Raw genomic sequence first — 24,095 nt, 5'->3', positions numbered from 1 at the left:
AAGAAATTATCAAAGTTCTGTTGCTTTAGCCTGTATATTTTTATGGCTACCTTTATAGGGTTAATTATGAACAGTAAATGTCAACAGACCCTAATCAACCGTATTATTCTCTCGTCAGAATTTTAGTCTAAGGCTAAATTTAAGCTTTCTTGACATATTCGGATTTCAATTTCATCGGGCCGATCCCCTCGATTTTACAATCGATATCATGCCCATCGGCAGCATCAGGCAACAAACGGATACTTTTGACTTTAGTGCCCACTTTCACCACTGAAGATGAACCTTTGATTTTCAGGTCTTTAATCACCGTGACGCTATCACCGTCCGCCAGCACATTGCCGTTGGCATCCTTGATGATCACTTGTTCTTCAGTGACTTCACCTTCTTTCCACTCATGTGCACATTCAGGACAGATCAGTAGATCGCCATCTGTATAGGTATATTCAGATTGACATTTTGGACAGTTTGGCAGACCCATAAAAACCTCGAAAAAAAGAGAAAAATAAAATAAATGAAACAAATAAGCTCACAGTATAGCATTTTTGTCAGGCGCGCTGATGGAGAGGACATTGGGATGAAACCAACACAGGAGATCCAAGGAATTAATTGTCTGAAATCTGCGGATTAACCAGCAAAGACAGGAGTTGCAGTGATTCCTGCCAGCTCAAATGACACACCGCTGGCGGTACCACATCCGGATAACCCACCTGAATAATATGCAAACCGGTACCGATTGAGACTTTTTCAAAGATGATCGTCACCTCTATTTCACCCTGCAAGTCTGGGGTAGAAAACTGATCGGTATAGCGCAGCAGCTGATTAGGAATGACCTCATGATAAATACCATGAAAATGATGCTGGGTCCCGGTAGAAAAATTGGTAAAGGTCGTTTTATAGCTGCCGCCGGGTTTAACTTCCGCATGTTCTACTTTGGCAATAAAGCCATGTGGTGCCAGCCATTTGGCCAGTGCATCCGGATGCACAAAGGCACGATACACCCGCTCCGGTGGTGCACTGAACACACGATGCATTTTTAAGGTGTAACTCATTTTTTCTTGTCCTTTGTTCTTATTATTTTTTTATTGCGGGATATTCCCTGCATTTGTTGTGACTAAATCAGCCTGAGTTAAGTACTGATCCGAGTTATTTTATCCAGTTTTGAGCTGGCTATATATAATGAGTATGTATCTATACTCAAGCTCAAATCTTCGTATAGCTAATTAAATAGAGCAATAAAAAAACCCGGCAGCACCAGGTTTCTTACTTTAAATCATTTAAATACAAGCATGCTCAGCTACTACGCAGGCTGCTCTCTTCGTCATCCAGCTCATCATCATAGACATAGGCCATGCAACCCCAACCATCATATTCGCCCTGAAATTGTGCAGCGATTTTGCTGAACCATTGTTCCAGATCCACGATATCTTCGTAGGCAGGCTCCATATACACATAAATCGTGATAATCCATTCCAGGGTATCGCTTTCTTCGTCCTGAAACAGGCTGATTTTTTGCTCTTCTTTTAATAGATGCAAGGCACAACGATCTGCCTGCGCTTCATCCGCAAAGGCAATGGAAAATTCAATTTCGTGCGCTTCTTGCAAGTCGTCGCCATCCTGATGCATTTGCCACAGTACATTGCCATTTTCATCGTCAGGGAATTGATTGTAATCACGTGACATAGAAGTATCCTTATTATGATGCTGTTTTATTCTGCATTTAAGATTAGCTGATTTTTGTACAATTATCGAGATACAGACAAAAAATATTATCTTTTAACCATAAATAAACATATGATTTTTATAAATATAAAAATAAATAAGGGGATCAATATATTCAAGATTCCTCAAGGCCAAAAATCCTGAAAAATATCAGGATCTAAACCAACTTATGGCATTCAGAATACTCTGGTAAAAATCTTCTAGCCCTATGAGTGTCATGATCTAAGCGATGTATGGATGCAGATGATCTTGTTTCAATTGCAAAACCAGTGCAGCAAACTTGAGCTCCTCTAAACGCAGATCAAGATAGGATTCTTGAATCATCGCCTGACTCAGTGCCTGCCCGGTATAATTCAGCAAGACATAATCATCCTTTAAGGCTTGCAATATCTCGCCCAGATTTTCTGTGCTTAATTGAGAGAGATATAAATCTGCCTTACAGTTGAAAGCCAGACTCAGGATTTCAATAGTACTTCGACGGCGATTGTCGTCGACATAATTACAGCTCGCCACCTGCTGTGTTTCTATGGCCTGCTGAATTCTGTCACGGACATTGCGTAAATACCGAACCGCATCCGTTTCGCTATAACCCTCAATCAGCTGCTCTAAAACCTGTGTTGCGGGAAGCTGCAAGCCGAAGCGCTGGGCCTGTATTTTATGCTCTAAAGCACTCAATACCTCTTGCAAGCGATGCTGTTGTTTGGCCTGTTCATAATAACCGTGCAAACTTTGTCGGGCCTCCTGCTCAACCTCGGCCACGGCCTGCGCCTGAAACTGGGCAAGATAATCTTTTACTCTTGCGATATAGGCTTTGAGATCATCGATCATGATCGAAGCATCCAGCTTGGTCGCTTCAACAAAGTTTTCGGCCTGCAAAGTCCGGTTAATAATATATTGCTCGATATCCCAGATATCCTGATATTTTTTATATTTATTCAGCGCAATGTTTAAACTGCCATTCTGTACCCGCAGTTGGGTGATTTCATAATTCAATTCATCGACTTGAGTTTCATAATCTGCCAATTTGCTGCGGGAATGATCCAGATTTTCCTGTAAAAACTGAATATTGCTGCGTAATGAAGCTTGTACCTTCAAGCTCCATAGCAATGCACATATTGAAATACTCGCGAGAACGAAGAGAGCCATACTGAGCATCGTTCTTTCCTTTAACCCCGGGCAGCGCCCTAAACCATCAAATTAAAAATTTATTATAAAGTAATGATTGATTTTGCATCACTTCGGACAGATAAGCAAAGCCGTTGATCAATACTAAGTCATTCATTCATTTTATTTTTCTACAAAATTTTTATGTGTAAGTCATACATGGCGGGCTGATTTCCAGCTTAAACCAAATCCATTCTGAAACAACTTAAGATATTTTTTATATCAAAGGATATAATTTGAAAGTTTAAAAATAATGAAAGGAAAATTAAAAAACCATAAAAATAAAGGCATCAGGCCTATAGCGGGAGATAAAAGAATAAAAATTCTCTAGACTCATCATTAAGAGATAAACCGAACATTAAAATTTATATTCTGCAGTAACAGCCGATCAGGCAATGGATCAGTAGAAAATTTCATTTGAACATGCTTATAAAGCCACTCATTTCCACGCTGTTATCGAAATAAATTCTCACACTTTTTTATTCGGATTGCCCAGTTTAAGAGCTTGATCCTGATCATATTTATGAGATTAAAAAGCATGTGTCCGGTTGAATCTAACTATTAAGCAGAATCAAATTAGAATGGTATGTCTGCCTTTATTTCGACCGGGACACCACTCAAAGGCTGGGTAAAAGCCAAATAACTGGCATGCAAGGCCATACGATTTAAAGGACTGCGCTGGGGTTCAGGATGATAAATTTTATCGCCAGTAATGGGATGACCGATATGCAGCATATGCACGCGTAGCTGATGGGAACGGCCAGTAATTGGTGTCAGTAGTACCCGGCTAATGTCTTGCTGGGGTAGATATTCTAAGGCCTGATACAGGGTTTTGGCGGCCTTGCCCAGTTCAAAATGCACCATCTGACGCGGACGGTTTTCCCAGTCGGTAATTAAAGGCACTTCGACGCTGCCCTCACCTTCAAGTTTGCCTTGTACCAGCGCGACATAATTTTTAAGTACCGTGCGTGCCTGAAACATTTTACTCACCGCCACTTCTGCATCGCGGTGTTTGGCAAACATCAAAATACCGGAGGTGGCCATATCCAGACGATGGGTAATTTTGGCCTGCGGATACTGGTCCAGTACCCGCAAATAGGCACTGTCGTGATGTTCAGGTAAACGCCCCGGAACCGACAATAATCCGGCCGGCTTTTCAATCACCACCAGATCATCATCTTCATAAACGATATGCAGCGGTTCTTGCGGTGGACAATAGACAAAGTCATTGTTGATGGGCATTTTAAGGGTACAGCATCTATAATAATGCGCGCAAAATAACAAGCGGCTTCTAGGCTGTCAATTACCGTGCTTGACCAGCTCAGCTTAATCTGCCAGATAATAATCGACGGTCGAGACCACGCGCACTTTCTTCAAATACGGGGTATTGCTGTCGCGATCTTCAATACTAAACAGTCCCTGATTGGCGGATTTGATTTTGCCGAGACTGCTTTTTGAATCGGCAGCAAATTTTTCCGCCACACTTCGGGCATTTTCGGTGGCTTGTTCAATCATCGCCGGCTTGATGTCATTCAGCTTGGTAAATAAATATTCTGTTCTTTGCCCAGAATCATCCCCTGCAAAGGCAATGCCTTTTCTGCCCAAAGCCACCAGACGACTTTGTGCCGCACGCACTGCATCTATTTTGTGGGTATAGACGGTGATAGTCTGGCTGGCGGTGTAACGTAGCACGACATTGGCATCCCCGCCATATTGCTGGGCGTATTTATCGGTGATACTCGGTGAAGCGCTGGTAATTTCTTCCGTGCTAAACCCTTCATTTTTTAAGAAGGTCTGAATTTCCTGGGTATTGGTTTGCATGGTATCGTACAATTCGGCCAGATCCTGACTGCCGGCATTAAAGCGGATTGGCCATACTGCCACATCGGCTTTGACTTCGCGTTCCGACAAGCCTTTGACTGAAACTATACGTTCATATTGTTTAATTTTCAGCGCGCTATTGCCCAGAATCCATCCTGCAATAATCATTCCCAAGCCGATCAAGGCACCTAAAATCAGGGCCGATTTGAATTGATTCATCCTTCAACTCCTTTGAAATCTTTTTTCGTTCTTATTGATCCTGTCATGCTATCAAGTAGCGATAAAATGATACTAATCCCATCTTATTTTTATCACTCGAAGATTTAATCAACCTAGCACTTAGCCTTGATTCATCAAATAGATTGCAATTAACGGCGTCAGGTTAAACAGCAGAATGCCAATTTTATAGAGCGCCATCCCTGAATAATGAATCACATCAAAACTGGTATCTGACAGCCGAAACCATTTTCCATGCACCTGTTTCATCCAGTTTCGGACAAAGACAAAGACTACGAACCAGATCATGAGAATGACATAATTGATCAGTGTGCAAAACAGTAAAAAGCGACACCAGATATCGAGATTCATGAGGATTCCCCTAGGGGGCAGCTGATGTTTTTAAAATAACAGATCATGCTGATAAATGAAGGATGGATTTGTATCCTGCTTGGATAAATAGTTTTCTTAAATTTATGATTTATATTTATTTTAATTTTTAATTCTACGTATATTGCTGGAGAATTTTTTAGGGTGTTGGGAAAACTCGCAATGGTTTACTTCAACTATCATTCTTTGTAAGACCTGATCTTATAGCCTATAAACTTTTGGTCTATAGCGTCCTAAGCCGAATCGAGACCTTTTGGGTTCGTACTGCACTCGCGTTTTGCGCCGCTCACAGCATGCTACTCTTTCCGATCCCATCACACCCTTGAAAGCTATATTAGGCAAAGATGGACGGGATTAATTTCCTATGTTTTTTTAATTTGCATTAAATCTGAAAATTTATTTCATTATTAACCCACATATAGAGAAATAAATTCCATTTCCAATTTTTTATGCTTTTTTATTCGCCAAAATGAGACTTTATTGCAATTTATATTCAGGACAGGATTGCTGTTTTATTGAAAGAATGTTCCCTGAATCCATTGCGCACTAAACCACCAGGCACTAATCGCGGACATCCCGCACAGAAGATTAGCCAGTACCTTATTAATTCTAGTCAACTCAGAACTATAAATTTTCAAATTAAGCAAATAAGCGATCACAGCGTAAACCGAGCCAATCGCGCCCCCAAAAAGAATCAGGATCAGTGGCCATGCAGAATAGAAATGGGCTTTTTTATCTAAATTTCCTGACTCTGGTGCGTGCTGTTGAATATCCATAGGTGATAGCCCTCTTTTTAATATATGCACTTGCACTATTTCTAGGCAGGTATTTACTCTTTAGAAAATATTTGCCTTCTAGGACTTTCACTGAAGCAAGAAGCAGACCAGTTTTATCGTACAAAGAGCTGTCGGGTATGATGATTGATATAGGCATTTAGTCCATCGCCATATTGAGCGAGCTGTTTCATGTTTTCGACATGCTGATAACCGGCACTGCTATAGCTATAAGTGTAAACTTTCGAGGTTTTCTTGAATTGAACGCGAATAAACTCGTTACCAATCTCGTAATTGGCAACACCTGAGTCGTGATTAAGATCAAGATAATGTTGCAATTGAGCTGCCCTAAATACTTTGAATCTAGAGTTTTAGATGGGGTTTTATTGATTATTTTTCAATCAATCTTAAACTATAAATAGGGATGTTTAAATAGCAAAAAGCCCTATCGAGTAATAGGGCTTTCATTCAAAACAGAGGGTAACTGTTTGAGTTGTTTTGCTTAGGCATTCTTATTGTTAAATTGATTGCCTTGGCATTTGGTACACGGTGGTAAACGATCAGTACCAATTTCTAAGTAGGTGCGGTGTCCGCATTGAACACAAAAATAGAAGCCTGTTCCGGGTTTTTCGCCAGCAGTAACCATCTTTGTTCTCCATGGTTTTAGAAATGGTCTGACTAGTATAACCCTCTGGTAATGAATATCTATTGTCCATTTTTGTAAATGATGATGGCATTTGGGCGAACCTTTATATCAAATAAAAAAATCTATCGATAAGTGTTTATAAAATAAAGTTATTATGTATAATACATCGCCCTTTGGGAAGATTTTTAGATTGCGTATCGCAGTCTGTTTTGAAAATGTGAGAGGCGTATTGTCCAATGCTTGCCGATACTATACTTTGTGCTGAACAGTTGGCTCTGCTGTACTGTGACCATATGAGTTCCCAAGGGGCATCCATTGGATAATTTGTTTTTATTGAAAACATGTCAAACACAAAAAGATTTTGCTAGCTTACTAGGTTATTCTGAAAAAGAATTTACTCGTATATTGTTTAGCCAACCAATTCAAAATAAATATAAAAGTTTTAAAATACCTAAAAAAAATGGAAGTAGGCGTAATATTTTAGCTCCAGTTCCTGACCTTAAAATCTTACAGACTCGCTTGTCTATACTTTTAACTCACTGTTATGATGAACTAGAACACAAAAGATTATCTAAGTCTTCGTACGTACAATGTATTAGTTCACATGGTTTTAGAAAAAAAATATTAGTTGAGATACCTATCTCAAAAAAATCTCGCACATCTTTTGAATCAAAAGTTATAAATTTCGGTATATATAGCAACGCTAAAAAGCATGTTGGAAAAAATCTTGTTTTAAATATAGATTTAAAAGACTTTTTTCAAAGTATTACTTTTTCTAGGATTATCGGCTTTTTTACAAAAAATAAGTATTTTCAATTGAATTTTGATATTGCTTTATTAGTTGCACAAATTGCTACTTACCGTCCAAATCAGGTACAAGAAGGCTTCTTACCACAAGGTAGTCCTTGCTCGCCAATTATCAGTAATTTAATTGGCAATATTCTCGATATTAAAATGGTTAAACTAGCAAGAAAGTATAAATTTACATATACAAGATATGTTGATGATTTAACCCTTTCAACCAATTTACCTCAATTTTCTGAGGAAATAATTAAATTAGATGGTAAAAGTTGGGTAATCGGTTCTACTTTAAAATATGCAATTAATAGTAGTAAATTTGAAGTTAACCCTCAAAAAACAAGACTAACTAACAAATATAATAGGCAAGAAGTTACAGGCTTAACAGTTAATAGAAAAGTTAATATCAGCAAAGAATATTATCGCTATACAAGGTCTATGGTTCAAAGTTTTTGTGCTGAAGGTCATTTTTTCAAATCCAAAGTTCACATGGATACAGATAAAACTACTAGAGAGGCTTTAAATGGAATTTTAAGTCATATTTTTCAAATAAGAAATAAACAACAAATTGAATTTAATAATCAAACTAGAAACTTTGATGAATTGCAGAGTACTGAAAAGCTCTATACTAAATTCCTCTTTCATCATTACTTTGTTCATCCACAAAGAATGATTCTTGTTGGTGAGGGTTATACAGACCCCCTTCACCTAAAATTGGCTTGTCATAAGTTGTATCCTAATTCACTAAATTTTTTAAAATTTTCTTCATTACAGCAAACCAAAAGATTTTCTAAAATTATGGGATATCAGGGTGGAACTGGATTACTCAACAAATTTTTAAAGAATTACAAACTCATTTATCAAGCTAAAAATATTAGTTTGAAACCTTGCTTAATAATTGTCGATGGAGACACGGCTGGAAATGATGTAATTAAGCTTGCTAAAAGTGAGTTCAAAGAAACTATTAAATTAATTAATAAATCATTATTAACTACATCTTCAACATTAAAATTTTTTCATGTTTTCGAAAATTTATATTTAATTCAATTACCAGAAAACAAAGTAATTGAAGATTTTTATGATAGTAGTATTACAGGTTCTTGTATTGGTACACGCACTTACAATCCATCAAATAAAAAGTTTGATTTAGATAAATATTATGGGAAAAAAGAACTTTTTGAGAAAATAATATTCACTAATCAAAACACCATTAATTTTTCAGAATTTGATTTAATATTCAATACTATTTTTCATATACAACTTTATCACTATATTTATAATAACCTAAAAACATAAAACCCCACATCAATGCAGGGTCTTATATAGTATAAGTAAATTGCTTTCAGCTTAACTCATCAAGCCACATTCCCTTCCAAGAAATCCTGTGCAAAGCGCTGCAATACCCCACCCGCTTCATACACATGCACTTCTTCTTCAGTGTCTAAACGGCAAGTGACTGGCACTTCAATAATCTGGTTCTTACCATCATCGGTTGAACGCTCAACCACCAAAGTCAACGTCGAACGTGGCGCAATATTACCAATCACGCTATACAGCTCCGTACCATCAAGACCTAAAGTCTTACGATCCGTACCCGACTTAAACTCAAGCGGCAATACCCCCATACCGACCAAGTTGGTACGGTGGATACGCTCAAAACCTTCTGCCACAATCGCTTCTACACCTGCCAGACGCACACCTTTCGCCGCCCAGTCACGACTCGAACCCTGACCATAATCCTTACCGGCAATAATGATCAACGGTTGTTTACGATTCATGTAGATTTCAATGGCTTCCCACATCCGCATTACTTCGCCTTCAGGCTCCACACGTGCTTTCGAACCCTGCTTGATGGTACCATCAGAACGCACCACCATCTCATTAAACAGTTTCGGGTTGGCAAATGTTGCACGTTGCGTAGTCAAGTGATCACCGCGATGCGTTGCATAAGAGTTAAAGTCTTCCTCAGGCACACCCATTTTTTTCAGGTATTCACCCGAAGCACTGTCTAAAACAATGGCATTCGATGGTGATAAATGATCAGTGGTGATGTTATCGCCCAAGATCGCCAGCGGACGCATATTTGACAAGGTACGCGGTGCAGCCAAAGCCCCTTCCCAATACGGCGGACGGCGAATATACGTACTTTGCGGACGCCAGTCATACAACGGACTTGTTGCTTTTTCATTCACACCCAAGTCGAACATCGGAATATAGATTTTTTTGAATTGTTCTGGTTTTACAGCAACTTTCACCAGCGCATCAATTTCTTCATCCGATGGCCAGATATCTTTTAGATAAATCGGATTGCCGTCTTTATCGTTTCCTAAAGCATCTTTTTCGATATCAAAACGAATCGTACCGGCAATCGCATACGCTACCACTAAAGGCGGTGAAGCCAAGAATGCCTGTTTCGCATAAGGATGAATACGCCCATCGAAGTTACGGTTGCCCGAAAGCACCGCTGTTGCATACAGGTCACGATCGATAATTTCCTGCTGAATCTTTGAATCGAGTGCACCCGACATACCGTTACAGGTCGTGCATGCATAGGCCACGATACCAAAGCCCAGTTTTTCTAAATCTTTAAGTACGCCTGCTTCTTCCAAATACAAAGCAGCCGCTTTAGAACCCGGTGCAAAAGAAGATTTCACCCAAGGTTTACGCACCAAGCCCAATTCATTGGCCTTACGTGCTAGCAAACCTGCCGCCACCGTATTACGTGGGTTAGAGGTATTGGTACAAGAGGTAATCGCCGCGATAATCACCGCGCCATCTGGCATTAAGCCTTCTGCTTCTTGCGCACGAGCTGCTTCTAAATTACCGGCAATACCTTTTTCTTTCAGATCAGCAGTTGATACGCGTGCATGTGGATTCGATGGGCCAGCGATATTACGTGTCACAGTCGATAAATCGAAACGCAGCACACGTGGATATTCCGCTTGAGTCATATCCGATGCCCAAAGACCAATTTCTTTGGCATAGGTTTCCACCAGTTTGACTTGCTCAGGTTCACGACCGGTCAAGGTCAGATAATCAATGGTGTTCTGGTCAATATAGAACATCGCAGCCGTTGCGCCATATTCCGGGGTCATGTTGGAAATCGTGGCACGATCCCCCACCGACATGCTGTCAGCACCTTCACCAAAAAATTCCAGATAAGCGCCTACCACACGCTCTTTACGCAGGAATTCAGTCAATGCCAAGACGATATCGGTTGCGGTAATGCCCGGCTTGCGCTGACCCACCAATTCCACACCAATGATGTCCGGCAGACGCATCCAAGACGCACGGCCCAACATCACGTTTTCAGCTTCCAGACCACCCACACCAATCGAGATCACGCCCAATGCATCGGTATGCGGGGTATGCGAATCTGTACCAACACAGGTGTCCGGGAATGCCAGACCATCACGGTTTTGAATCACCGGAGACATTTTCTCCAGATTGATCTGGTGCATGATGCCATTGCCCGCAGGAATTACATCAACATTTTCAAACGCGGTTTTAGTCCATTCAATAAAATGGAAACGGTCTTCGTTACGACGGTCTTCAATGGCACGGTTTTTCTCAAAGGCATCCGGATCAAAACCACCAAACTCAACTGCCAGTGAATGATCGACAATCAGTTGGGTTGGTACTACCGGATTGACTTTAGACGGGTCACCGCCCTGATCTGCAATCGCATCACGTAAACCGGCAAGGTCCACCAGTGCCGTTTGTCCCAAGATGTCATGACACACTACACGTGCCGGATACCAGGGAAAATCATGTTCCTGTTTACACTCAATCAGCTGACGTAAAGACTGTTCCAGAATGGCAGGATCACAACGACGCACCAACTGCTCTGCCAGGACTTTAGAAGTATAAGGAAGTTTGGCATATGCGCCTGGCTGAATATCTTCTACGGCCTGTCGCACGTCATAATATTCCAGCTGGGTGGATTGCAGCGGTTTACGGTAGTTGTTGTTCATAAGCTTGCCTGCCCTCGTTTATCTCTATTTTTATTCATCAATAGATATCGATGAGTTACTTTTGTAATAGCAGCATTGTACGCTGCACAAATAGCATTTCCCAAATTTTATATTTTTCAAACACTTAATTATAAAAAATGGTATTTTCGCAAAAATTTGTTACATAGACTTTAGAATTTTTGCTTTAAAGCGGTCTTTTGCTAAAAAAATCTGAATAATTCGCCTTATTCTTTAGTCTTATGTTGCAAAATATTTCTCTATCTTTTTATTTGATTATTACCCTAACCCACTAATATCAATAATAAATAATTAATTTTATGTGCATTTTTTTAAAGATAAAAAAATATAGTCTCACTGGTTTTCATAGGCCTGTCCTGCCGCCGCATTTAGCAAAATTTCAATCCCCTAATTTGGGATAACAGATTTTCCAAAACTATCAGAAGCTCAGTGTGACGTATGTCACGTTATTCACAATCCTCACATTAAAACAATAACCATAACAGGCAGAACTGAAATGTTGAAAATCGCAATATTCGGAGCTATAGCCGCCATTTTGACGCTCTTAGCTCGCGGTTGGGATGGAACAAAAAATCCATCACCACCGTCCAATCCATCTAACCCGTCCCAACCCTCTCATCCCTCACACCCAACACATCCACCCAAGCCATCACATCCCGTTCCGACAACATCAGACAGCTTGATTAGCAACCCACCTCTGTTACCGAAAAGTGCCAAGGGCAAATATGAGCTGATCGTGGCCTATAAAACCAGCAAGCTCTATAACCCCAGAAATGGCTTATGGGATCAGGTACTGCTGAGAGGCTATTTAACCAAACCCAGTTTATTTGATAAGAAAAAAACTGGTGAATATGTTGAGGATCAATTGGTCGGACCACAGATTCGGGTCAAACAGGGTGAAACCATGGCGGTTAACCTGAATAACCAGCTGCCACCCGAGTCAGAAGCAACTTGTTCAACTCATGTTGAGAATGTCAATGAACCTCACTGCTTTAATACCACCAACCTGCATACCCATGGCTTCTGGGTGAGTCCTCAAGGCAATAGCGATAATGTTTTCCTGAAATTCAAACCTCAGGAAAAATTTGATTATGAGTTCAAAATGGAACCGAACCATCCCGCAGGGACTTACTGGTATCACGCCCATCTGCATGGCTCAACTGCTCTTCAGGTGTCGAATGGCATGGCAGGCCCATTGATTGTTGAAGGCTCAAGAGCACCAAAAGTCAAAAATGGCAAAGTCACCTCAACTGGAGATATGGATATTCTATGGAAAGAAAAAAACAGTTACCCAAACGAAAACATCCTGTTGTTCCAGCAAATCCAATATCGCTGTAGCAATCCCGATCCTAATGTCAAATTCGCTGTTCCCAATAACTGTGAAGGTGTAGGTATAGGCATGCTGGAAAATTATAATGACCTGTCTATTGGTGGCTTCTGGACTAACCAGAATTACTACACCTCTATCAATGGTAAAATTTTAGGTGAGATCAAAGCAGAACAGAATCAGTTTAACCGCTGGCGCATGATTCATGGTGGTGTACGCGATACCATTGGTCTAATCATTAAGGAAATTCCCAATTCCAGTAAGTTTAGCGCAGAACAAACTATTAAAGCCTGTTCAGCCTATCAGGAGGCAGACAAGAAAGCTGAATTTGAGAAGCTGAATAGCCTGAATGTGCATACCATCGCGCAAGATGGCTTAACCATGAATCATGTACAGACCAGAACCCTGTCCGTGTTCCATCCTGGTTATCGTCATGATGCAATGGTTGCCTTTCCGACCACCAATAGATACTGCATTTTTGACACCAAATTGAATATCGATGATGAAATTAACGCGCCATTACCGAATGTAGGTCCTCAAATTGCTCCAAATCATCGCTTCAATGCCCAACTGCTGGGATGGGTCAATGTAAAAGCAGCCAAGACCAAGCCTCAGACTGCTGCCCGGTTCCTGAAAGATCGGGCACAAAAAATTGGTTTAAGCAAAGACATCCAGACCCAGTTATCTCAGCTTAATCTTTCTGCGTTTAGTGATCATCCATCATTGATGACACCCGAAATTGATAAAGTAGTTGCTGCCCGACCAAAACAATATAGTGCTTTTTCGCTCGGCCCCGACCCTAGAACTGGCGTATTCAAATTTGGCTTCCGACATAAAAAAGATGGAGATACACTGAGTTTTGGAGATTTCTTTAATGGAGATGGTTCAGTGGATGGCGAATATGTCCGTCAGTTACAAGTTGGACAGACTGATGAATGGGAACTGACCAGCGCTGGTTTTGGTGGTCATCCGTTCCATATTCATGTTAACCCGTTCCAGATTGTTAAAATTTTGAATCCTCAAGGTAAGGATGTCAGTGAGGCAGTAGCCCCAGAAGATCCGGTGAATCCAGTTCTGGATGATGTGCAATACCGTGGCATGAAAGGACAGTTTAAGGACACGCTTTTTGTAAAACAAAACTATACCTATATTGTGCGCAGCCATTACAAGAAATTTGAAGGTGACTTCGTACAGCACTGTCATATCCTCGACCATGAAGATCAGGGCATGATGGAAACCGTACGGGTCTGTGGAGGCAAATTCCCTTGTGATTCGCCATTACCGGCTAGCCATCACCACTAAAGATCTGCTCGCTAAAAGCCAATGATTTCGATTGTTGGCTTTTTTGTTTGCCTCTATTTGATGCTTGCTGCACAATAACTGCATTGATTTATAGTATTCAAACCGGGGCTTATTATGGCAGCGTCTCCTGCTTTTACATTGTTTAGTCTGAATGGTGTAGATGCACAAAAATTCCTTCAAGGTCAGGTGACTTTGAATACTGAAACTTTGGCGGAAAACCAGACCCGCTATACTGCAATCTGCAGTCTGAAAGGACGCATTCAATTTGGCTTATGGCTTAAAAAAATCAGTCCAGAAAGCTTTGAAATCGTCAGCACTGAAGATCAGTCCATGGAGCTGGCCAATCATATTAAAAAATTTGGCGCCTTTTCAAAAATGAAACTGGAATTGGTCGGTTCGGTTTATCCAGTCATCAATGGCATTCATACTGACTTTGTGGCGACTGAAACCGATGTGACGATGTGGGAACAGCAAGCCATTGAATCGGGCCAGGCCTGGATTCAGGCTGCCACTGCAACCCTGTTTCAACCACAGGAATTACGTTTGCATCAACGCGAAGGCATTCACTATGACAAGGGTTGCTATCTGGGTCAGGAAGTCATTGCACGTTTATGGTTTAAAGCCAAGCCAAAACACTGGTTACATCTGGTTCAAGGCACAGGTGCCGCACCTGATGTTGCGACCAAACTGAATAATGATGTTGAAATCGTCAATAGCATCGCGATTGAGAATGGTTATAAAGCGCTAGTCGTTGCAAAACCTGAAGCATTGACCGAGTTAGGTCTAGAAGTCCTGGAGCTTCCTGAAGCTTTGAGGGGTGATGTAGCGCGTCCGCAATAATCACTACATAACCCATAAAAAAGCCAAGATGGAATTCTTGGCTTTTTTATTTTAGAAGCCATGAAACAGCTTGTTCATGTCTTTTACCACATAATCTTTAAAATGATAGGCCCGCGCATGTTTGGCATCAAACTTTGCCGTGAGTTCACCTTTTTGAAAGACATATACCCGGTCTTCCTGACTCATCAAAAACTCTGCACCAAGTTTCATCAGCAGCGCATCAATCTTGTCTTCATCGGCAATCGATTCATCAGCATTGATTCTGTCATAGTGACGTTTAATGGTTTTGACAAACATGGTTAAATCCTGGGAGTCTGATTCAAACCGAGATTTAAACAGAGAAGTCGGCTGAAGCAAAGTAATCCTTTTGATATCTGCAGGATTGATCAGAAACCTGTCCAAATCATGCATCGATTTAATCGGTATATTGTGCTTCGATGATTTGTATTTAGTGACAAATTGTATATTTACAAAGCACAAAATCCTTTTATGATGTAAGTGAAAATGATTAAAATCGCACCAAGGAATAAGGTGCCAGCAATAATAAGGTTATAGGAACCATGAAAAAATTAGTACTCGCTGCAGTTCTTGCCGTTTCTGCGCAATTCGCTTTGGCAAATACCGTAAAAGATCAAGTCGATCCCCAATTTCAAAAAGTTGAGGCCATGGTCAAAGCCAATAATTTTAAAGGTGCCTATGACGCTTTGAATCAATTGGCCAGTCAGGGAAACGCCCAGGCTTTATATAACTTAGGCTATTTGACCCAAACCGGCCAAGGTACAACCAAAGACGAGAAAAAAGCCATTCAGCTCTACGAACAGGCAGCCAGCAAAGGTTATCCGGTGGCCAATTATGTATTGGGTAAAAATTATGCAGCCGGCACACTCGGACTCAAACAGGATTTGACCAAAGCCAAACAGCATCTGGAACGCGCTTCGGCAGCCAAATTTGATGATGCCAGCATTGATCTGGCCATACTGCTGTTTTCTGAAAATACAGCAGCGTCAAATAAAGCCGGACTGCAAAAGCTGCAACCGCTGATCAGCAAAGGCAATATGCAGGCCATTCATGCCAAAGCCTTATATGACATCAGCAGCGGTTTCAAAAACAAAGATGAAAAACCGATTCAGCAAGGCCTAAGCAGCATTCAGGAACTGGCAAAAAAAGGTTATATTCCGGCGCTGATGGCAGTAGGTAATATGTTTGCCAATGGCAGTATTGTTCCGCAAAACCTGCCAGAAGCGAAGAAAATCTTTGCCGCATTGGCGCAGCAAAATGTTCCACAGGCCAAAGAGTCTTTGGCAGCGGTAGACAAAATGCTGGCTGAGCAGAAAAAAGCACCTGCGAAAAAGAGTTAAGTTAATTCCACAAAATTAAAATATAAAAAGCCCCATGCAATTTGGGGCTTTGTTTAATGGCAGAGCTTCCATCTGCTAAAAGATTATCCCCACCACAAGGCAATTAAGCCACTGGTCACGATAAAACCGGCAATGGTACTCATCAACAATGGCGTTAAGGTTCGATCATTCAAACCATACGCCTGTCCCAGCATGCCAAAAATCGTCGGCATCGGCAAAGCTGCAATTAGCGTACCAGCATGGACCATTTCCTGACTTAAATCAGTTAACTGGCTCAGTCCCAGATACATCAATAACGGCATCATGATATTGCTGGAAAATACCAGATAGAAACTTTGCAGGTTGACATATTTCAGACTCATTCCCACGATCCCACCTCCAATGGCAAACAAGGCCAATGGTGAGGCCGTCTGACCAATCAAGGCAAAGACCTGATCGAGATAGACTGGAATTTTAATCTGGAAAACTGCACAGGCCATGCCCAGCATCACTCCCATAAATAAGGGATTCTTTAGCAAGGTCAGTAGCACACTTTTCAAAATGGCGCCAAGGTTCGCCTGATGTTGTGTGCCCAGCGCAGCCATGACCAGCACCAGCGGAATCAGCAACACGCTTTCAATGATGACCACCAGAGAGGTATAGGTCATCGCCTGTTGTCCGATCAATAAGCTAAGCACAGCTGTACCAATCAGCCCGGTATTTGACATTGCAGCACCCAGCGACAAGACTGCACTTTGCGAATGCGTATTCTGAAAATGACGGCGCATGATCCAGAAACCGCTACCATAGAGCAGTAAGGTCACGCTGCTATACACGGCAAAGTATTCAAAATACCAGATTTCATGCAGGTCTTTGGAGGCAAGGGACTGAAAGAACAGCAAGGGCAAGGCTACTTTAATCACAAAAGCACCGACCGTCCCCACCTGTTCTTTGTTTAACACTTGACTCTTTACAGTCAGATAACCCAGCGCCAACAATAAAAATATGGGCACAATGACCGCAAAAATCATAATGCAGTATCCTCTTGCCAGTGATATTCCATTATAAGAATTTCTGAGACTAAAGCAGTGTTAAAAAGGCTCAAACAGGTGATTCAAACCATGGGGTGCAGAGCGCAGATATTGCGGTGAAATCTTGATTTTTTCCTCAAGTGCTGCCGCTGCATGCCAAGGCCAATGGGGATCATAAAGAATGGCACGAGCCAGTGCGATAGCGTCGGCTTGGCCCTTTTGTAAAATATCTTCTGCCTGCTTAGCTTCAGTAATCAAACCGACGGCAATCACGGGAATATTCACGACTTTCTTGATCGCATCTGCAAAAGGCACCTGATAATTCGGCTTCACATCAATGTTCTGTTTGGCATGTAAACCGGCACTAGAAATATGAATATAGGCAGCACCCGCAGCTTCCAGTGCTTTGGACAATTCAATTGAAGAGTCAATGGTCCAGCTATCTGGCTGATCCATCCAGTCGCTGGCCGAAATACGCACTCCAATCGGATAACCGTCTGGAACCGCCGCCTTCATGGCTTGTAATACTTCCAGAGTCAGGCGCATCCGGTTCTCCAGTGAACCGCCATACTGATCATCACGTTTATTGGAAAGTGGTGACATGAACTGATGCAGTAAATAACCATGCGCTGCATGCAGCTCAATCAGGTCAAAACCAGCCTCAACTGCACGTTTGGCACTTTCTGCAAAGTCAGCAACGACCTGCTCAATTTCCGACTGGCTTAAGGCCTTAGGTGGATGCTCATCGGCCTGAAAAGGAATATCACTGGCAGAAACAGTTTGCCAGCCATGTGCTTCATTCGGCTTAAACTGACCTTTACCTGCCCATGGTTTATCTGTTGAAGCTTTACGTCCGGCATGTGCGAGCTGAATGGCAAAAGGCATCGGGGAAATGGATTTAACTTTTTCCAGTAAGGTCTTGATCTGCTTCGCCTGTTCGTCATTCCACAAACCCAGATCGGCATAACTGATCCGGCCTTCTGGCTGTACCGCAGTCGCTTCGACGATACATAAACCTGCACCCGATAAGGCATAGTTGGCCCATTGCTGCTCGTGCCAATAGGTGATTTCCCCCTGCTCTGTTGCGGAGTACTGACACATCGGCGCAATTACGATTTTATTTTGAAGTTGCAGTGATCCAAATTGAATAGGTTGAAATAGTAATGCCACGCTGTATTTCCTCTTTTTATTGCCCAGTTTCACTCTAAAAATAAAAACAGGCTCTTAAGAGCCTGTTTAGTTATAACGTGAACGATCAAACTTTAGAAGATGATTCGTGTAGTCAAACCGAGTACCAGTGCATCATCCACATTGTTGCTTGAACCTGGATTAATGACATATTGCAGGTTTGGACGCAGCATTAGCCACTTTGTTGCGTTATAGCTATAGTTCAGTTCAATATTGTATTCTGCACTCGCATCAAAATTCAGATTCTTGATCCGGTCATTAATATGTACACGATTGACCGCCAGACCTAAAATATCATTCGGCTGGCTGTCCGCAAGACCGATATATTTCACACCGATTTGTTGTGAATTATCCACTTTATTGGTATCGCGGTCATGCCAAGTAAAGTTGGCAAATGAATGCAAACCCTGACGGCCCTGACCTGTAGACGTTAACTGTTGTTCTACAGCTAACCAGCCTGCAAAGGTACGGTTTTTGGCATCAGTAGGATTGGCAATATCTTTTTGGTTGGCAACATCATCGGCAGTATTGTACATCCCGCCGACACGGTAGCTGCCTGGCAGGCCATTCACCCCTGATTTCGGTGTCCAGATTACTTCTGCCGGAATTGTCACGCCATCTGCATGGTCGGTATCCAGACTCCAGCCCTGACCTTCTTTAGCGCCATTACCATTATCCGGATTAAACTCATACACACCGACTTGTACCGCAAGTTCAGGATTGAGTTGCTGCTTCACGCGCGCACCCCATTGTGCTACAGGCGTATTCATCCAGATATTGCCCTGCCATTTACCCATCTGAGCAGCACAAAATGCCGTACTGGCAAAATCACAAGCCATGACATTAAAGTCCATGCCCAGACCAAGACGACCCGCCTTAATACTGAGTCCTTGGTCTTTATAATTCTTTTCAATAGACAGCTCGCTCAGACGGCTATCCTGATTACCACGCCCAAAAGTGCCTTGTACATTGGCCAGCTGTGGTGCATTAAGATCCTGCAAGTCACGGACAGAGGTACTTTGACCCTGACGTGCAGTCATCGCGGCACGTACGGTGACGCCATTCCATCCTGCCAGCTTTTCCATATCCAGTTGAGTACCCAGCCATAATTGGGCAGAAGTTAATGGATCTGCGCCCTCATTACGACCACCATCAGCAAGATAGGCGGTATCGGTTAACAGATTGGCTTCAAATTTAATTCCCTGTTGGGCCAGTTCTGTACGTTGACCATTCCAGTCCCCCAGTAAATACTGACCTTGTGGATCAAATGCAGATTCCGCCTGAGCGGTTGTCATGGCAGCCATTAAAGGCAATAGAGCTAGACCTAAATATTTCATGTAAAACCTAAACATTCGGAGAGAAAAACAAGCAAGGTTTTTAAATTGCTATTAGGTGCATGAATTTACATAACTTTTCATACAAATTCCCAGCATTTTTTTTATTACTCATTAAACTTTTAGTTATGTCTTAAACATAAAAATATAATTTTTATTTAAAAAATCTTAAATTATTTATATATTTTTCATTAGCTTATAATGTATTGATAATTTCCATTCGATTTCCTCCTAAGAAGATTCGCTATAAAAACATAGAAACCTAGTTTATTCTTTAAACAATTCCAGCTTAAATAAAGATGAAATACCCAGTCATTTTCCAGCGATTTCACCCAGATTAACGCTTGCAATCCCGGCCAATTCACCCAATATTAGCTGCATCTCCCTCGTCACTGATGTGTTATGCCTGAATTACCAGAAGTTGAAACCACCAAAATCAGTTTATTGCCTTTATTGGAACAACGCGTAAAACGTGTTGAAGTGCGTCAGTCAAGTTTGCGCTGGCCTATTCCAGAAAATATAGAAAAACTGGTGGGGCAAAAATTACTGAATCTCACTCGCCGTTCTAAATATATTCTGGCAGAGTTTGAACACGACACCATGCTCTGGCATTTGGGCATGTCGGGAAGTTTCCGTCTATGCGATGGCAATGAAGAATTACGCAAACATGACCATCTAATCATTCAGTTTGATAATATCGAACTGCGTTATCATGACCCTCGCCGTTTTGGCTGCATTCTTTGGCTGGATGCACAATCACAAAGCAAATTGATTGACACGTTGGGGCCAGAACCTTTAAGCGAGAACTTTAATGCCGAGTATTTATTTGAAAAATTGAAGAATAAAAATGTTGGCACCAAAGTTGCAATTATGGATAACCATGTGGTGGTGGGCGTAGGCAATATTTATGCGACCGAAAGTCTGTTTAATCTGGGGATTCATCCGGCACAACCAGCCTCGACTTTAAGCTTGTTGCAGATTGAAAAGCTAGTACTGGAAATCAAGCGCATCTTGAAACAGGCGATTGATCTGGGTGGTTCAACCTTAAGAGACTACACCAATGCCATGGGCGAAAATGGTTATTTCCAGCAAACCCTACTGGCTTATGGCCGTGCCGGTGAAATGTGTGTGAACTGCGAGACCACACTTGAAAATATTAAATTGGGACAACGGGCTTCAGTTTTTTGTCCTGAGTGCCAACCTTTGAAAAAGATCCAGCTCCCTGTCAAAAAAGTGGCAACTGTACAAGGGAAAAAGTCATGAAGACAGCTATTGTGCGTCATATTCTGGTTAAAGATAAAGAAACCGCTGAGCAGCTTAAAAAGAAGATTTTAAGTGGCGCCGACTTCAATAAAATCGCAAAACAGTATTCAACCTGTAATTCTGCCAAACGTGGCGGTGAGCTAGGTGAAGTAAAGAAAGGTCAACTGGTTCCAGTGATTGATAAACTCGTATTTACTGCAGCAGAACGTGTATTACATGGTCCGGTCAAAAGCCAGTTTGGTTTTCATTTGGTCGAAATCAAATTTCGGATGGATTTTTAATATTTATAAATCCCTCCTTACCTCCCTTTGACAAAGGGAGGAGTTCCCCCCCTTTATAAAAGGGGGATTTAGGGGGATTAGAAACATTAGACTTGAGGTGGACGCTTTTTCAATTCATCACGAATTTCACGCAGTAATTCAATATCGGCTGGGGTAGTCGGAGTTTCCTCGACTGGGCCTTCTTGTTTACGTAAACGATTCATGAATTTAACCAATAAAAATACGACCCAAGCCAAGATTAAGAAATTAATTAAAATCGTTAAAAAGTTACCGTAAGTCAGTACATTCACACCCGCCTTAGTCAAGGCATCTAAAGATTGTAAATTGTCTGGGTTTCTTCCTAAGATAAAGAATTTTTGCGTAAAATCGACGCCACCACCGGTAATCACGGTAATTAAAGGCATAATGATGTCTTTCACCAATGAATCGATGATCTTGCTAAAAGCGCCACCGATGATGACACCAATCGCCAGATCCATCATGTTGCCTTTGATCGCAAACTCTTTAAATTCTTTAATAATGCTCATAACCGCTCCCATATTTTATTTTCAAGTTTTGGGTCAAATTATACCTGAATAAATACTTTTAATTTTGACTTAGTTTAATGCGTTTTAGTAAATTGTGATCTAAGCATAGCGTAAATATAAAAAAACCGTAATCTTCGAAAAGATTACGGTTTTTGAAAACCCGAAATAATCTAGCGATTATTTACCTGAACGGTTACGTTTACGTTCATTTTCAGTCAAGAAACGCTTACGGATACGGATTGACTTAGGTGTTACTTCTACTAATTCATCATCTTCAATAAACTCAAGTGCTTGCTCAAGTGTATATTCAATCGCAGGAACCAGCGTCAACGCATCGTCAGTACCAGAAGCACGTACGTTCGTTAACTGTTTTGCTTTAGTCGGGTTAACTGTCATGTCGTCTGAACGAGAGTTAATACCGATGATCATACCTTCATAAACTTCTAACTGTGGTTTCGCGAATAGACGACCACGGTCTTGAAGTGTGAACAGTGCATAGCCCAAGCAAGTACCTTGAACCATAGAAATCAGTACACCGTTTTGACGTTTTGCAACAGTACCTTGCTTCATTGGACCGTAGTGCGAGAAGCTAGACGTCATGATCCCTGTACCAGAAGTCATGGTCAGGAATTCAGAACGGAAACCAATCAGACCGCGTGAAGGAACAGTTGCTTCAATACGGATACGGCCTTTACCGTCAACTTCCATATTGGTCATTTCGCCTTTACGGTGACCCATTTGTTCCATTACAGCGCCTTGGTGCTGTTCTTCAACGTCAAAAGTAACGTTTTCGTATGGCTCTTGTTTTTCACCATCAATTTCTTTGATGATTACTTGTGGACGAGATACGCCCATTTCGAAACCTTCACGACGCATGTTTTCAATAAGAACTGAAAGGTGAAGTTCACCACGACCAGATACTTTGAAACGGTCTGGACTATCAGTATCTTCAACACGTAATGCTACGTTGTGAATCAATTCGCGGTCTAGACGTTCACGGATATTACGTGAAGTTACGAACTTACCTTCTTTACCAGCAAACGGTGAGTTGTTTACCTGGAATGTCATCGATACTGTAGGTTCATCTACAGACAATGGAGGTAAAGCTTCAACATTTTTCGGATCACAGATGGTGTCAGAAATGTTGAGTGCATCGATACCCGTTACACAAACGATATCGCCTGCAGAAGCTTCTTCAACGTCAACGCGATCTAGACCATGATAACCCATGATTTTTAAGATACGGCCGTTACGTGTTTTGCCATCTTTATCGATTACAGTTACTTGTGTGTTTAATTTCACTGAACCGCGCTGGATACGACCAATACCGATAACGCCTACGAAGCTGTTATAGTCAAGTGAAGATACTTGCATTTGGAATGGGCCATCAACGTCAACCGCTGGTGGTTCAACGATGTCTACGATCGTTTGGAACAACGGAGTCATATCTTCAGCAAGTTCTTCTGGAGAAGGACCAGCAACACCACGAAGGCCTGAAGCATAAACAACTGGGAAGTCTAACTGTTCGTCAGAAGCACCCAAGTTATCGAACAAATCAAATACTTGGTCAATTACCCAGTCTGGACGCGCGCTTGGCTTGTCGACTTTGTTAATAATCACGATTGGTTTCAAACCACGTGCGAACGCTTTTTGCGTTACGAAACGAGTTTGTGGCATCGGGCCTTCTTGTGAGTCTACAAGAAGAAGTACGCAGTCAACCATCGACATTACACGTTCAACTTCACCACCGAAGTCGGCGTGTCCCGGGGTGTCCACGATGTTAATGCGGTATTCAGTATTGGTACGTTCATCTAACCATTTGATTGCAGTGTTTTTTGCAAGAATGGTAATACCACGTTCGCTTTCAATAGCGCCAGAATCCATGACACGCTCGATCTCACCCGCGCGATCACCGAGAGCACCTGATTGTTGCAAAAGTTTGTCTACAAGAGTGGTTTTACCATGATCGACGTGCGCAATAATGGCGATGTTACGGAGAGTTTTAATATCTGACATGTAAATTCAATGCGTATGTAATTTGAGGGCAAATTATACAGAAAAATACAAAACTTTTATAGTCACTGTAACCACACTCCTCAACTTTTTTTGCCCAGTTGGGGCTTTTTTGATTTTGTAAAGACGTGTA

The 24,095-nt window shown here is 41.6% G+C and carries 23 protein-coding genes; 6 read left to right on the top strand and 17 right to left on the bottom strand.

What is annotated here, in order from left to right; genetic code table 11:
• Positions 1-139: 139 nt before the first annotated feature.
• The 10 genes from MTX11_RS10890 to MTX11_RS10845 form a co-directional block, all read right to left on the bottom strand.
• Positions 140-478, bottom strand: coding sequence for a zinc ribbon domain-containing protein YjdM (locus tag MTX11_RS10890; RefSeq protein ID WP_005247934.1), 339 nt, complete (start codon positions 476-478; stop codon positions 140-142).
• A gap of 124 nt (positions 479-602) precedes the next feature.
• Positions 603-1,049, bottom strand: coding sequence for an SRPBCC domain-containing protein (locus tag MTX11_RS10885; RefSeq protein WP_004732106.1), 447 nt, complete (start codon positions 1,047-1,049; stop codon positions 603-605).
• Between the two features lie 241 nt (positions 1,050-1,290).
• A complete protein-coding gene (locus MTX11_RS10880) occupies positions 1,291-1,680 on the bottom strand; it encodes a ribonuclease E inhibitor RraB (protein WP_004281735.1) in 390 nt (129 codons plus the stop codon).
• 261 nt (positions 1,681-1,941) lie between these two features.
• Positions 1,942-2,874: an SNIPE associated domain-containing protein gene (locus MTX11_RS10875; protein ID WP_243475107.1), complete on the bottom strand. Its 933-nt coding sequence runs from the start codon at positions 2,872-2,874 to the stop codon at positions 1,942-1,944.
• 585 nt (positions 2,875-3,459) lie between these two features.
• Complete coding sequence (locus MTX11_RS10870; RefSeq protein WP_243475106.1) at positions 3,460-4,125, bottom strand: pseudouridine synthase; 666 nt, start codon at positions 4,123-4,125, stop codon at positions 3,460-3,462.
• An 84-nt stretch (positions 4,126-4,209) separates the two neighbouring features.
• Positions 4,210-4,923 (bottom strand): SIMPL domain-containing protein, encoded by a 714-nt coding sequence (locus MTX11_RS10865; RefSeq protein WP_243475105.1) that lies wholly within the window; start codon positions 4,921-4,923, stop codon positions 4,210-4,212.
• A 120-nt stretch (positions 4,924-5,043) separates the two neighbouring features.
• Complete coding sequence (locus MTX11_RS10860; RefSeq protein ID WP_243475104.1) at positions 5,044-5,292, bottom strand: DUF6868 family protein; 249 nt, start codon at positions 5,290-5,292, stop codon at positions 5,044-5,046.
• Between the two features lie 530 nt (positions 5,293-5,822).
• Positions 5,823-6,086: a hypothetical protein gene (locus MTX11_RS10855; RefSeq protein WP_114541035.1), complete on the bottom strand. Its 264-nt coding sequence runs from the start codon at positions 6,084-6,086 to the stop codon at positions 5,823-5,825.
• 113 nt (positions 6,087-6,199) lie between these two features.
• Positions 6,200-6,421 carry a hypothetical protein gene (locus MTX11_RS10850; RefSeq protein WP_004732115.1) on the bottom strand — a complete coding sequence of 74 codons (222 nt, stop codon included), beginning with the start codon at positions 6,419-6,421 and terminating at the stop codon, positions 6,200-6,202.
• A gap of 164 nt (positions 6,422-6,585) precedes the next feature.
• Positions 6,586-6,729: a zinc ribbon-containing protein gene (locus tag MTX11_RS10845; RefSeq protein WP_004645925.1), complete on the bottom strand. Its 144-nt coding sequence runs from the start codon at positions 6,727-6,729 to the stop codon at positions 6,586-6,588.
• A 315-nt stretch (positions 6,730-7,044) separates the two neighbouring features.
• Here MTX11_RS10845 and MTX11_RS10840 point away from each other — a divergent pair, with 315 nt between their 5' ends.
• Positions 7,045-8,823: a retron Ec67 family RNA-directed DNA polymerase/endonuclease gene (locus tag MTX11_RS10840; protein ID WP_243475103.1), complete on the top strand. Its 1,779-nt coding sequence runs from the start codon at positions 7,045-7,047 to the stop codon at positions 8,821-8,823.
• A gap of 59 nt (positions 8,824-8,882) precedes the next feature.
• Here the strand turns inward: MTX11_RS10840 and acnD are convergent, their stop codons facing one another.
• A complete protein-coding gene (gene acnD, locus MTX11_RS10835; protein ID WP_243475102.1) occupies positions 8,883-11,501 on the bottom strand; it encodes a Fe/S-dependent 2-methylisocitrate dehydratase AcnD in 2,619 nt (872 codons plus the stop codon).
• Between the two features lie 514 nt (positions 11,502-12,015).
• Here acnD and MTX11_RS10830 point away from each other — a divergent pair.
• Together MTX11_RS10830 and ygfZ are read left to right on the top strand one after the other, a co-directional pair.
• Entirely contained in the window at positions 12,016-14,148 is a 2,133-nt protein-coding gene (locus MTX11_RS10830) for a multicopper oxidase family protein (RefSeq protein WP_243475101.1), read from the top strand.
• A gap of 114 nt (positions 14,149-14,262) precedes the next feature.
• A complete protein-coding gene (gene ygfZ, locus MTX11_RS10825) occupies positions 14,263-14,988 on the top strand; it encodes a CAF17-like 4Fe-4S cluster assembly/insertion protein YgfZ (RefSeq protein WP_243475100.1) in 726 nt (241 codons plus the stop codon).
• Positions 14,989-15,039: 51 nt separating this feature from the next.
• On the opposite strand, the gene MTX11_RS10820 is transcribed toward ygfZ, so the two are convergent.
• Positions 15,040-15,285 (bottom strand): hypothetical protein, encoded by a 246-nt coding sequence (locus MTX11_RS10820; protein WP_004645929.1) that lies wholly within the window; start codon positions 15,283-15,285, stop codon positions 15,040-15,042.
• Positions 15,286-15,548: 263 nt separating this feature from the next.
• Here MTX11_RS10820 and MTX11_RS10815 point away from each other — a divergent pair, with 263 nt between their 5' ends.
• Positions 15,549-16,346 (top strand): tetratricopeptide repeat protein, encoded by a 798-nt coding sequence (locus MTX11_RS10815; protein ID WP_243475099.1) that lies wholly within the window; start codon positions 15,549-15,551, stop codon positions 16,344-16,346.
• Positions 16,347-16,429: 83 nt separating this feature from the next.
• Here the strand turns inward: MTX11_RS10815 and MTX11_RS10810 are convergent, their stop codons facing one another.
• From MTX11_RS10810 to MTX11_RS10800, 3 genes are all read right to left on the bottom strand, one after another.
• On the bottom strand, positions 16,430-17,356 hold the full coding sequence (locus MTX11_RS10810; protein WP_243475098.1) for an AEC family transporter: 927 nt from the start codon (positions 17,354-17,356) through the stop codon (positions 16,430-16,432).
• Positions 17,357-17,416: 60 nt separating this feature from the next.
• Entirely contained in the window at positions 17,417-18,526 is a 1,110-nt protein-coding gene (locus MTX11_RS10805; RefSeq protein WP_243475097.1) for an NADH:flavin oxidoreductase/NADH oxidase, read from the bottom strand.
• 92 nt (positions 18,527-18,618) lie between these two features.
• Entirely contained in the window at positions 18,619-19,881 is a 1,263-nt protein-coding gene (locus tag MTX11_RS10800; protein ID WP_243475096.1) for a carbohydrate porin, read from the bottom strand.
• A 399-nt stretch (positions 19,882-20,280) separates the two neighbouring features.
• On the opposite strand from MTX11_RS10800, the gene mutM reads away from it, so the two are divergent.
• On the top strand, positions 20,281-21,141 hold the full coding sequence (gene mutM, locus MTX11_RS10795) for a bifunctional DNA-formamidopyrimidine glycosylase/DNA-(apurinic or apyrimidinic site) lyase (protein WP_243475095.1): 861 nt from the start codon (positions 20,281-20,283) through the stop codon (positions 21,139-21,141).
• Positions 21,138-21,422 (top strand): peptidylprolyl isomerase, encoded by a 285-nt coding sequence (locus tag MTX11_RS10790; protein WP_004281718.1) that lies wholly within the window; start codon positions 21,138-21,140, stop codon positions 21,420-21,422. The genes mutM and MTX11_RS10790 overlap by 4 nt, the downstream gene beginning before the upstream one ends.
• 86 nt (positions 21,423-21,508) lie before the next feature.
• On the opposite strand, the gene mscL is transcribed toward MTX11_RS10790, so the two are convergent.
• On the bottom strand, positions 21,509-21,949 hold the full coding sequence (gene mscL / locus MTX11_RS10785; protein WP_180038979.1) for a large conductance mechanosensitive channel protein MscL: 441 nt from the start codon (positions 21,947-21,949) through the stop codon (positions 21,509-21,511).
• Between the two features lie 177 nt (positions 21,950-22,126).
• A complete protein-coding gene (gene typA / locus MTX11_RS10780) occupies positions 22,127-23,965 on the bottom strand; it encodes a translational GTPase TypA (protein WP_004281716.1) in 1,839 nt (612 codons plus the stop codon).
• Positions 23,966-24,095 lie beyond the last annotated feature (130 nt).

The organism is Acinetobacter lwoffii, from assembly GCF_022809915.1.
In the GTDB taxonomy this organism is placed as follows: Bacteria; Pseudomonadota; Gammaproteobacteria; order Pseudomonadales; family Moraxellaceae; genus Acinetobacter; species Acinetobacter lwoffii_M.
The sequence above is the reverse complement of the archived record's forward strand: the minus strand, read 5'-3'. Positions and strand labels throughout refer to the sequence as shown.

What these genes read in the sequence shown, in the direction of transcription:
- MTX11_RS10890 (WP_005247934.1), bottom strand. Translation starts at nt 478, where the DNA reads ATGGGTCTGCCAAACTGTCCAAAATGTCAATCTGAATATACCTATACA.
- MTX11_RS10885 (WP_004732106.1), bottom strand. Translation starts at nt 1,049, where the DNA reads ATGAGTTACACCTTAAAAATGCATCGTGTGTTCAGTGCACCACCGGAG.
- MTX11_RS10880 (WP_004281735.1), bottom strand. Translation starts at nt 1,680, where the DNA reads ATGTCACGTGATTACAATCAATTCCCTGACGATGAAAATGGCAATGTA.
- MTX11_RS10875 (WP_243475107.1), bottom strand. Translation starts at nt 2,874, where the DNA reads ATGCTCAGTATGGCTCTCTTCGTTCTCGCGAGTATTTCAATATGTGCA.
- MTX11_RS10870 (WP_243475106.1), bottom strand. Translation starts at nt 4,125, where the DNA reads ATGCCCATCAACAATGACTTTGTCTATTGTCCACCGCAAGAACCGCTG.
- MTX11_RS10865 (WP_243475105.1), bottom strand. Translation starts at nt 4,923, where the DNA reads ATGAATCAATTCAAATCGGCCCTGATTTTAGGTGCCTTGATCGGCTTG.
- MTX11_RS10860 (WP_243475104.1), bottom strand. Translation starts at nt 5,292, where the DNA reads ATGAATCTCGATATCTGGTGTCGCTTTTTACTGTTTTGCACACTGATC.
- MTX11_RS10855 (WP_114541035.1), bottom strand. Translation starts at nt 6,086, where the DNA reads ATGGATATTCAACAGCACGCACCAGAGTCAGGAAATTTAGATAAAAAA.
- MTX11_RS10845 (WP_004645925.1), bottom strand. Translation starts at nt 6,729, where the DNA reads ATGGTTACTGCTGGCGAAAAACCCGGAACAGGCTTCTATTTTTGTGTT.
- acnD (WP_243475102.1), bottom strand. Translation starts at nt 11,501, where the DNA reads ATGAACAACAACTACCGTAAACCGCTGCAATCCACCCAGCTGGAATAT.
- MTX11_RS10830 (WP_243475101.1), top strand. Translation starts at nt 12,016, where the DNA reads ATGTTGAAAATCGCAATATTCGGAGCTATAGCCGCCATTTTGACGCTC.
- ygfZ (WP_243475100.1), top strand. Translation starts at nt 14,263, where the DNA reads ATGGCAGCGTCTCCTGCTTTTACATTGTTTAGTCTGAATGGTGTAGAT.
- MTX11_RS10820 (WP_004645929.1), bottom strand. Translation starts at nt 15,285, where the DNA reads ATGTTTGTCAAAACCATTAAACGTCACTATGACAGAATCAATGCTGAT.
- MTX11_RS10815 (WP_243475099.1), top strand. Translation starts at nt 15,549, where the DNA reads ATGAAAAAATTAGTACTCGCTGCAGTTCTTGCCGTTTCTGCGCAATTC.
- MTX11_RS10810 (WP_243475098.1), bottom strand. Translation starts at nt 17,356, where the DNA reads ATGATTTTTGCGGTCATTGTGCCCATATTTTTATTGTTGGCGCTGGGT.
- MTX11_RS10800 (WP_243475096.1), bottom strand. Translation starts at nt 19,881, where the DNA reads ATGAAATATTTAGGTCTAGCTCTATTGCCTTTAATGGCTGCCATGACA.
- mutM (WP_243475095.1), top strand. Translation starts at nt 20,281, where the DNA reads ATGCCTGAATTACCAGAAGTTGAAACCACCAAAATCAGTTTATTGCCT.
- MTX11_RS10790 (WP_004281718.1), top strand. Translation starts at nt 21,138, where the DNA reads ATGAAGACAGCTATTGTGCGTCATATTCTGGTTAAAGATAAAGAAACC.
- mscL (WP_180038979.1), bottom strand. Translation starts at nt 21,949, where the DNA reads ATGAGCATTATTAAAGAATTTAAAGAGTTTGCGATCAAAGGCAACATG.
- typA (WP_004281716.1), bottom strand. Translation starts at nt 23,965, where the DNA reads ATGTCAGATATTAAAACTCTCCGTAACATCGCCATTATTGCGCACGTC.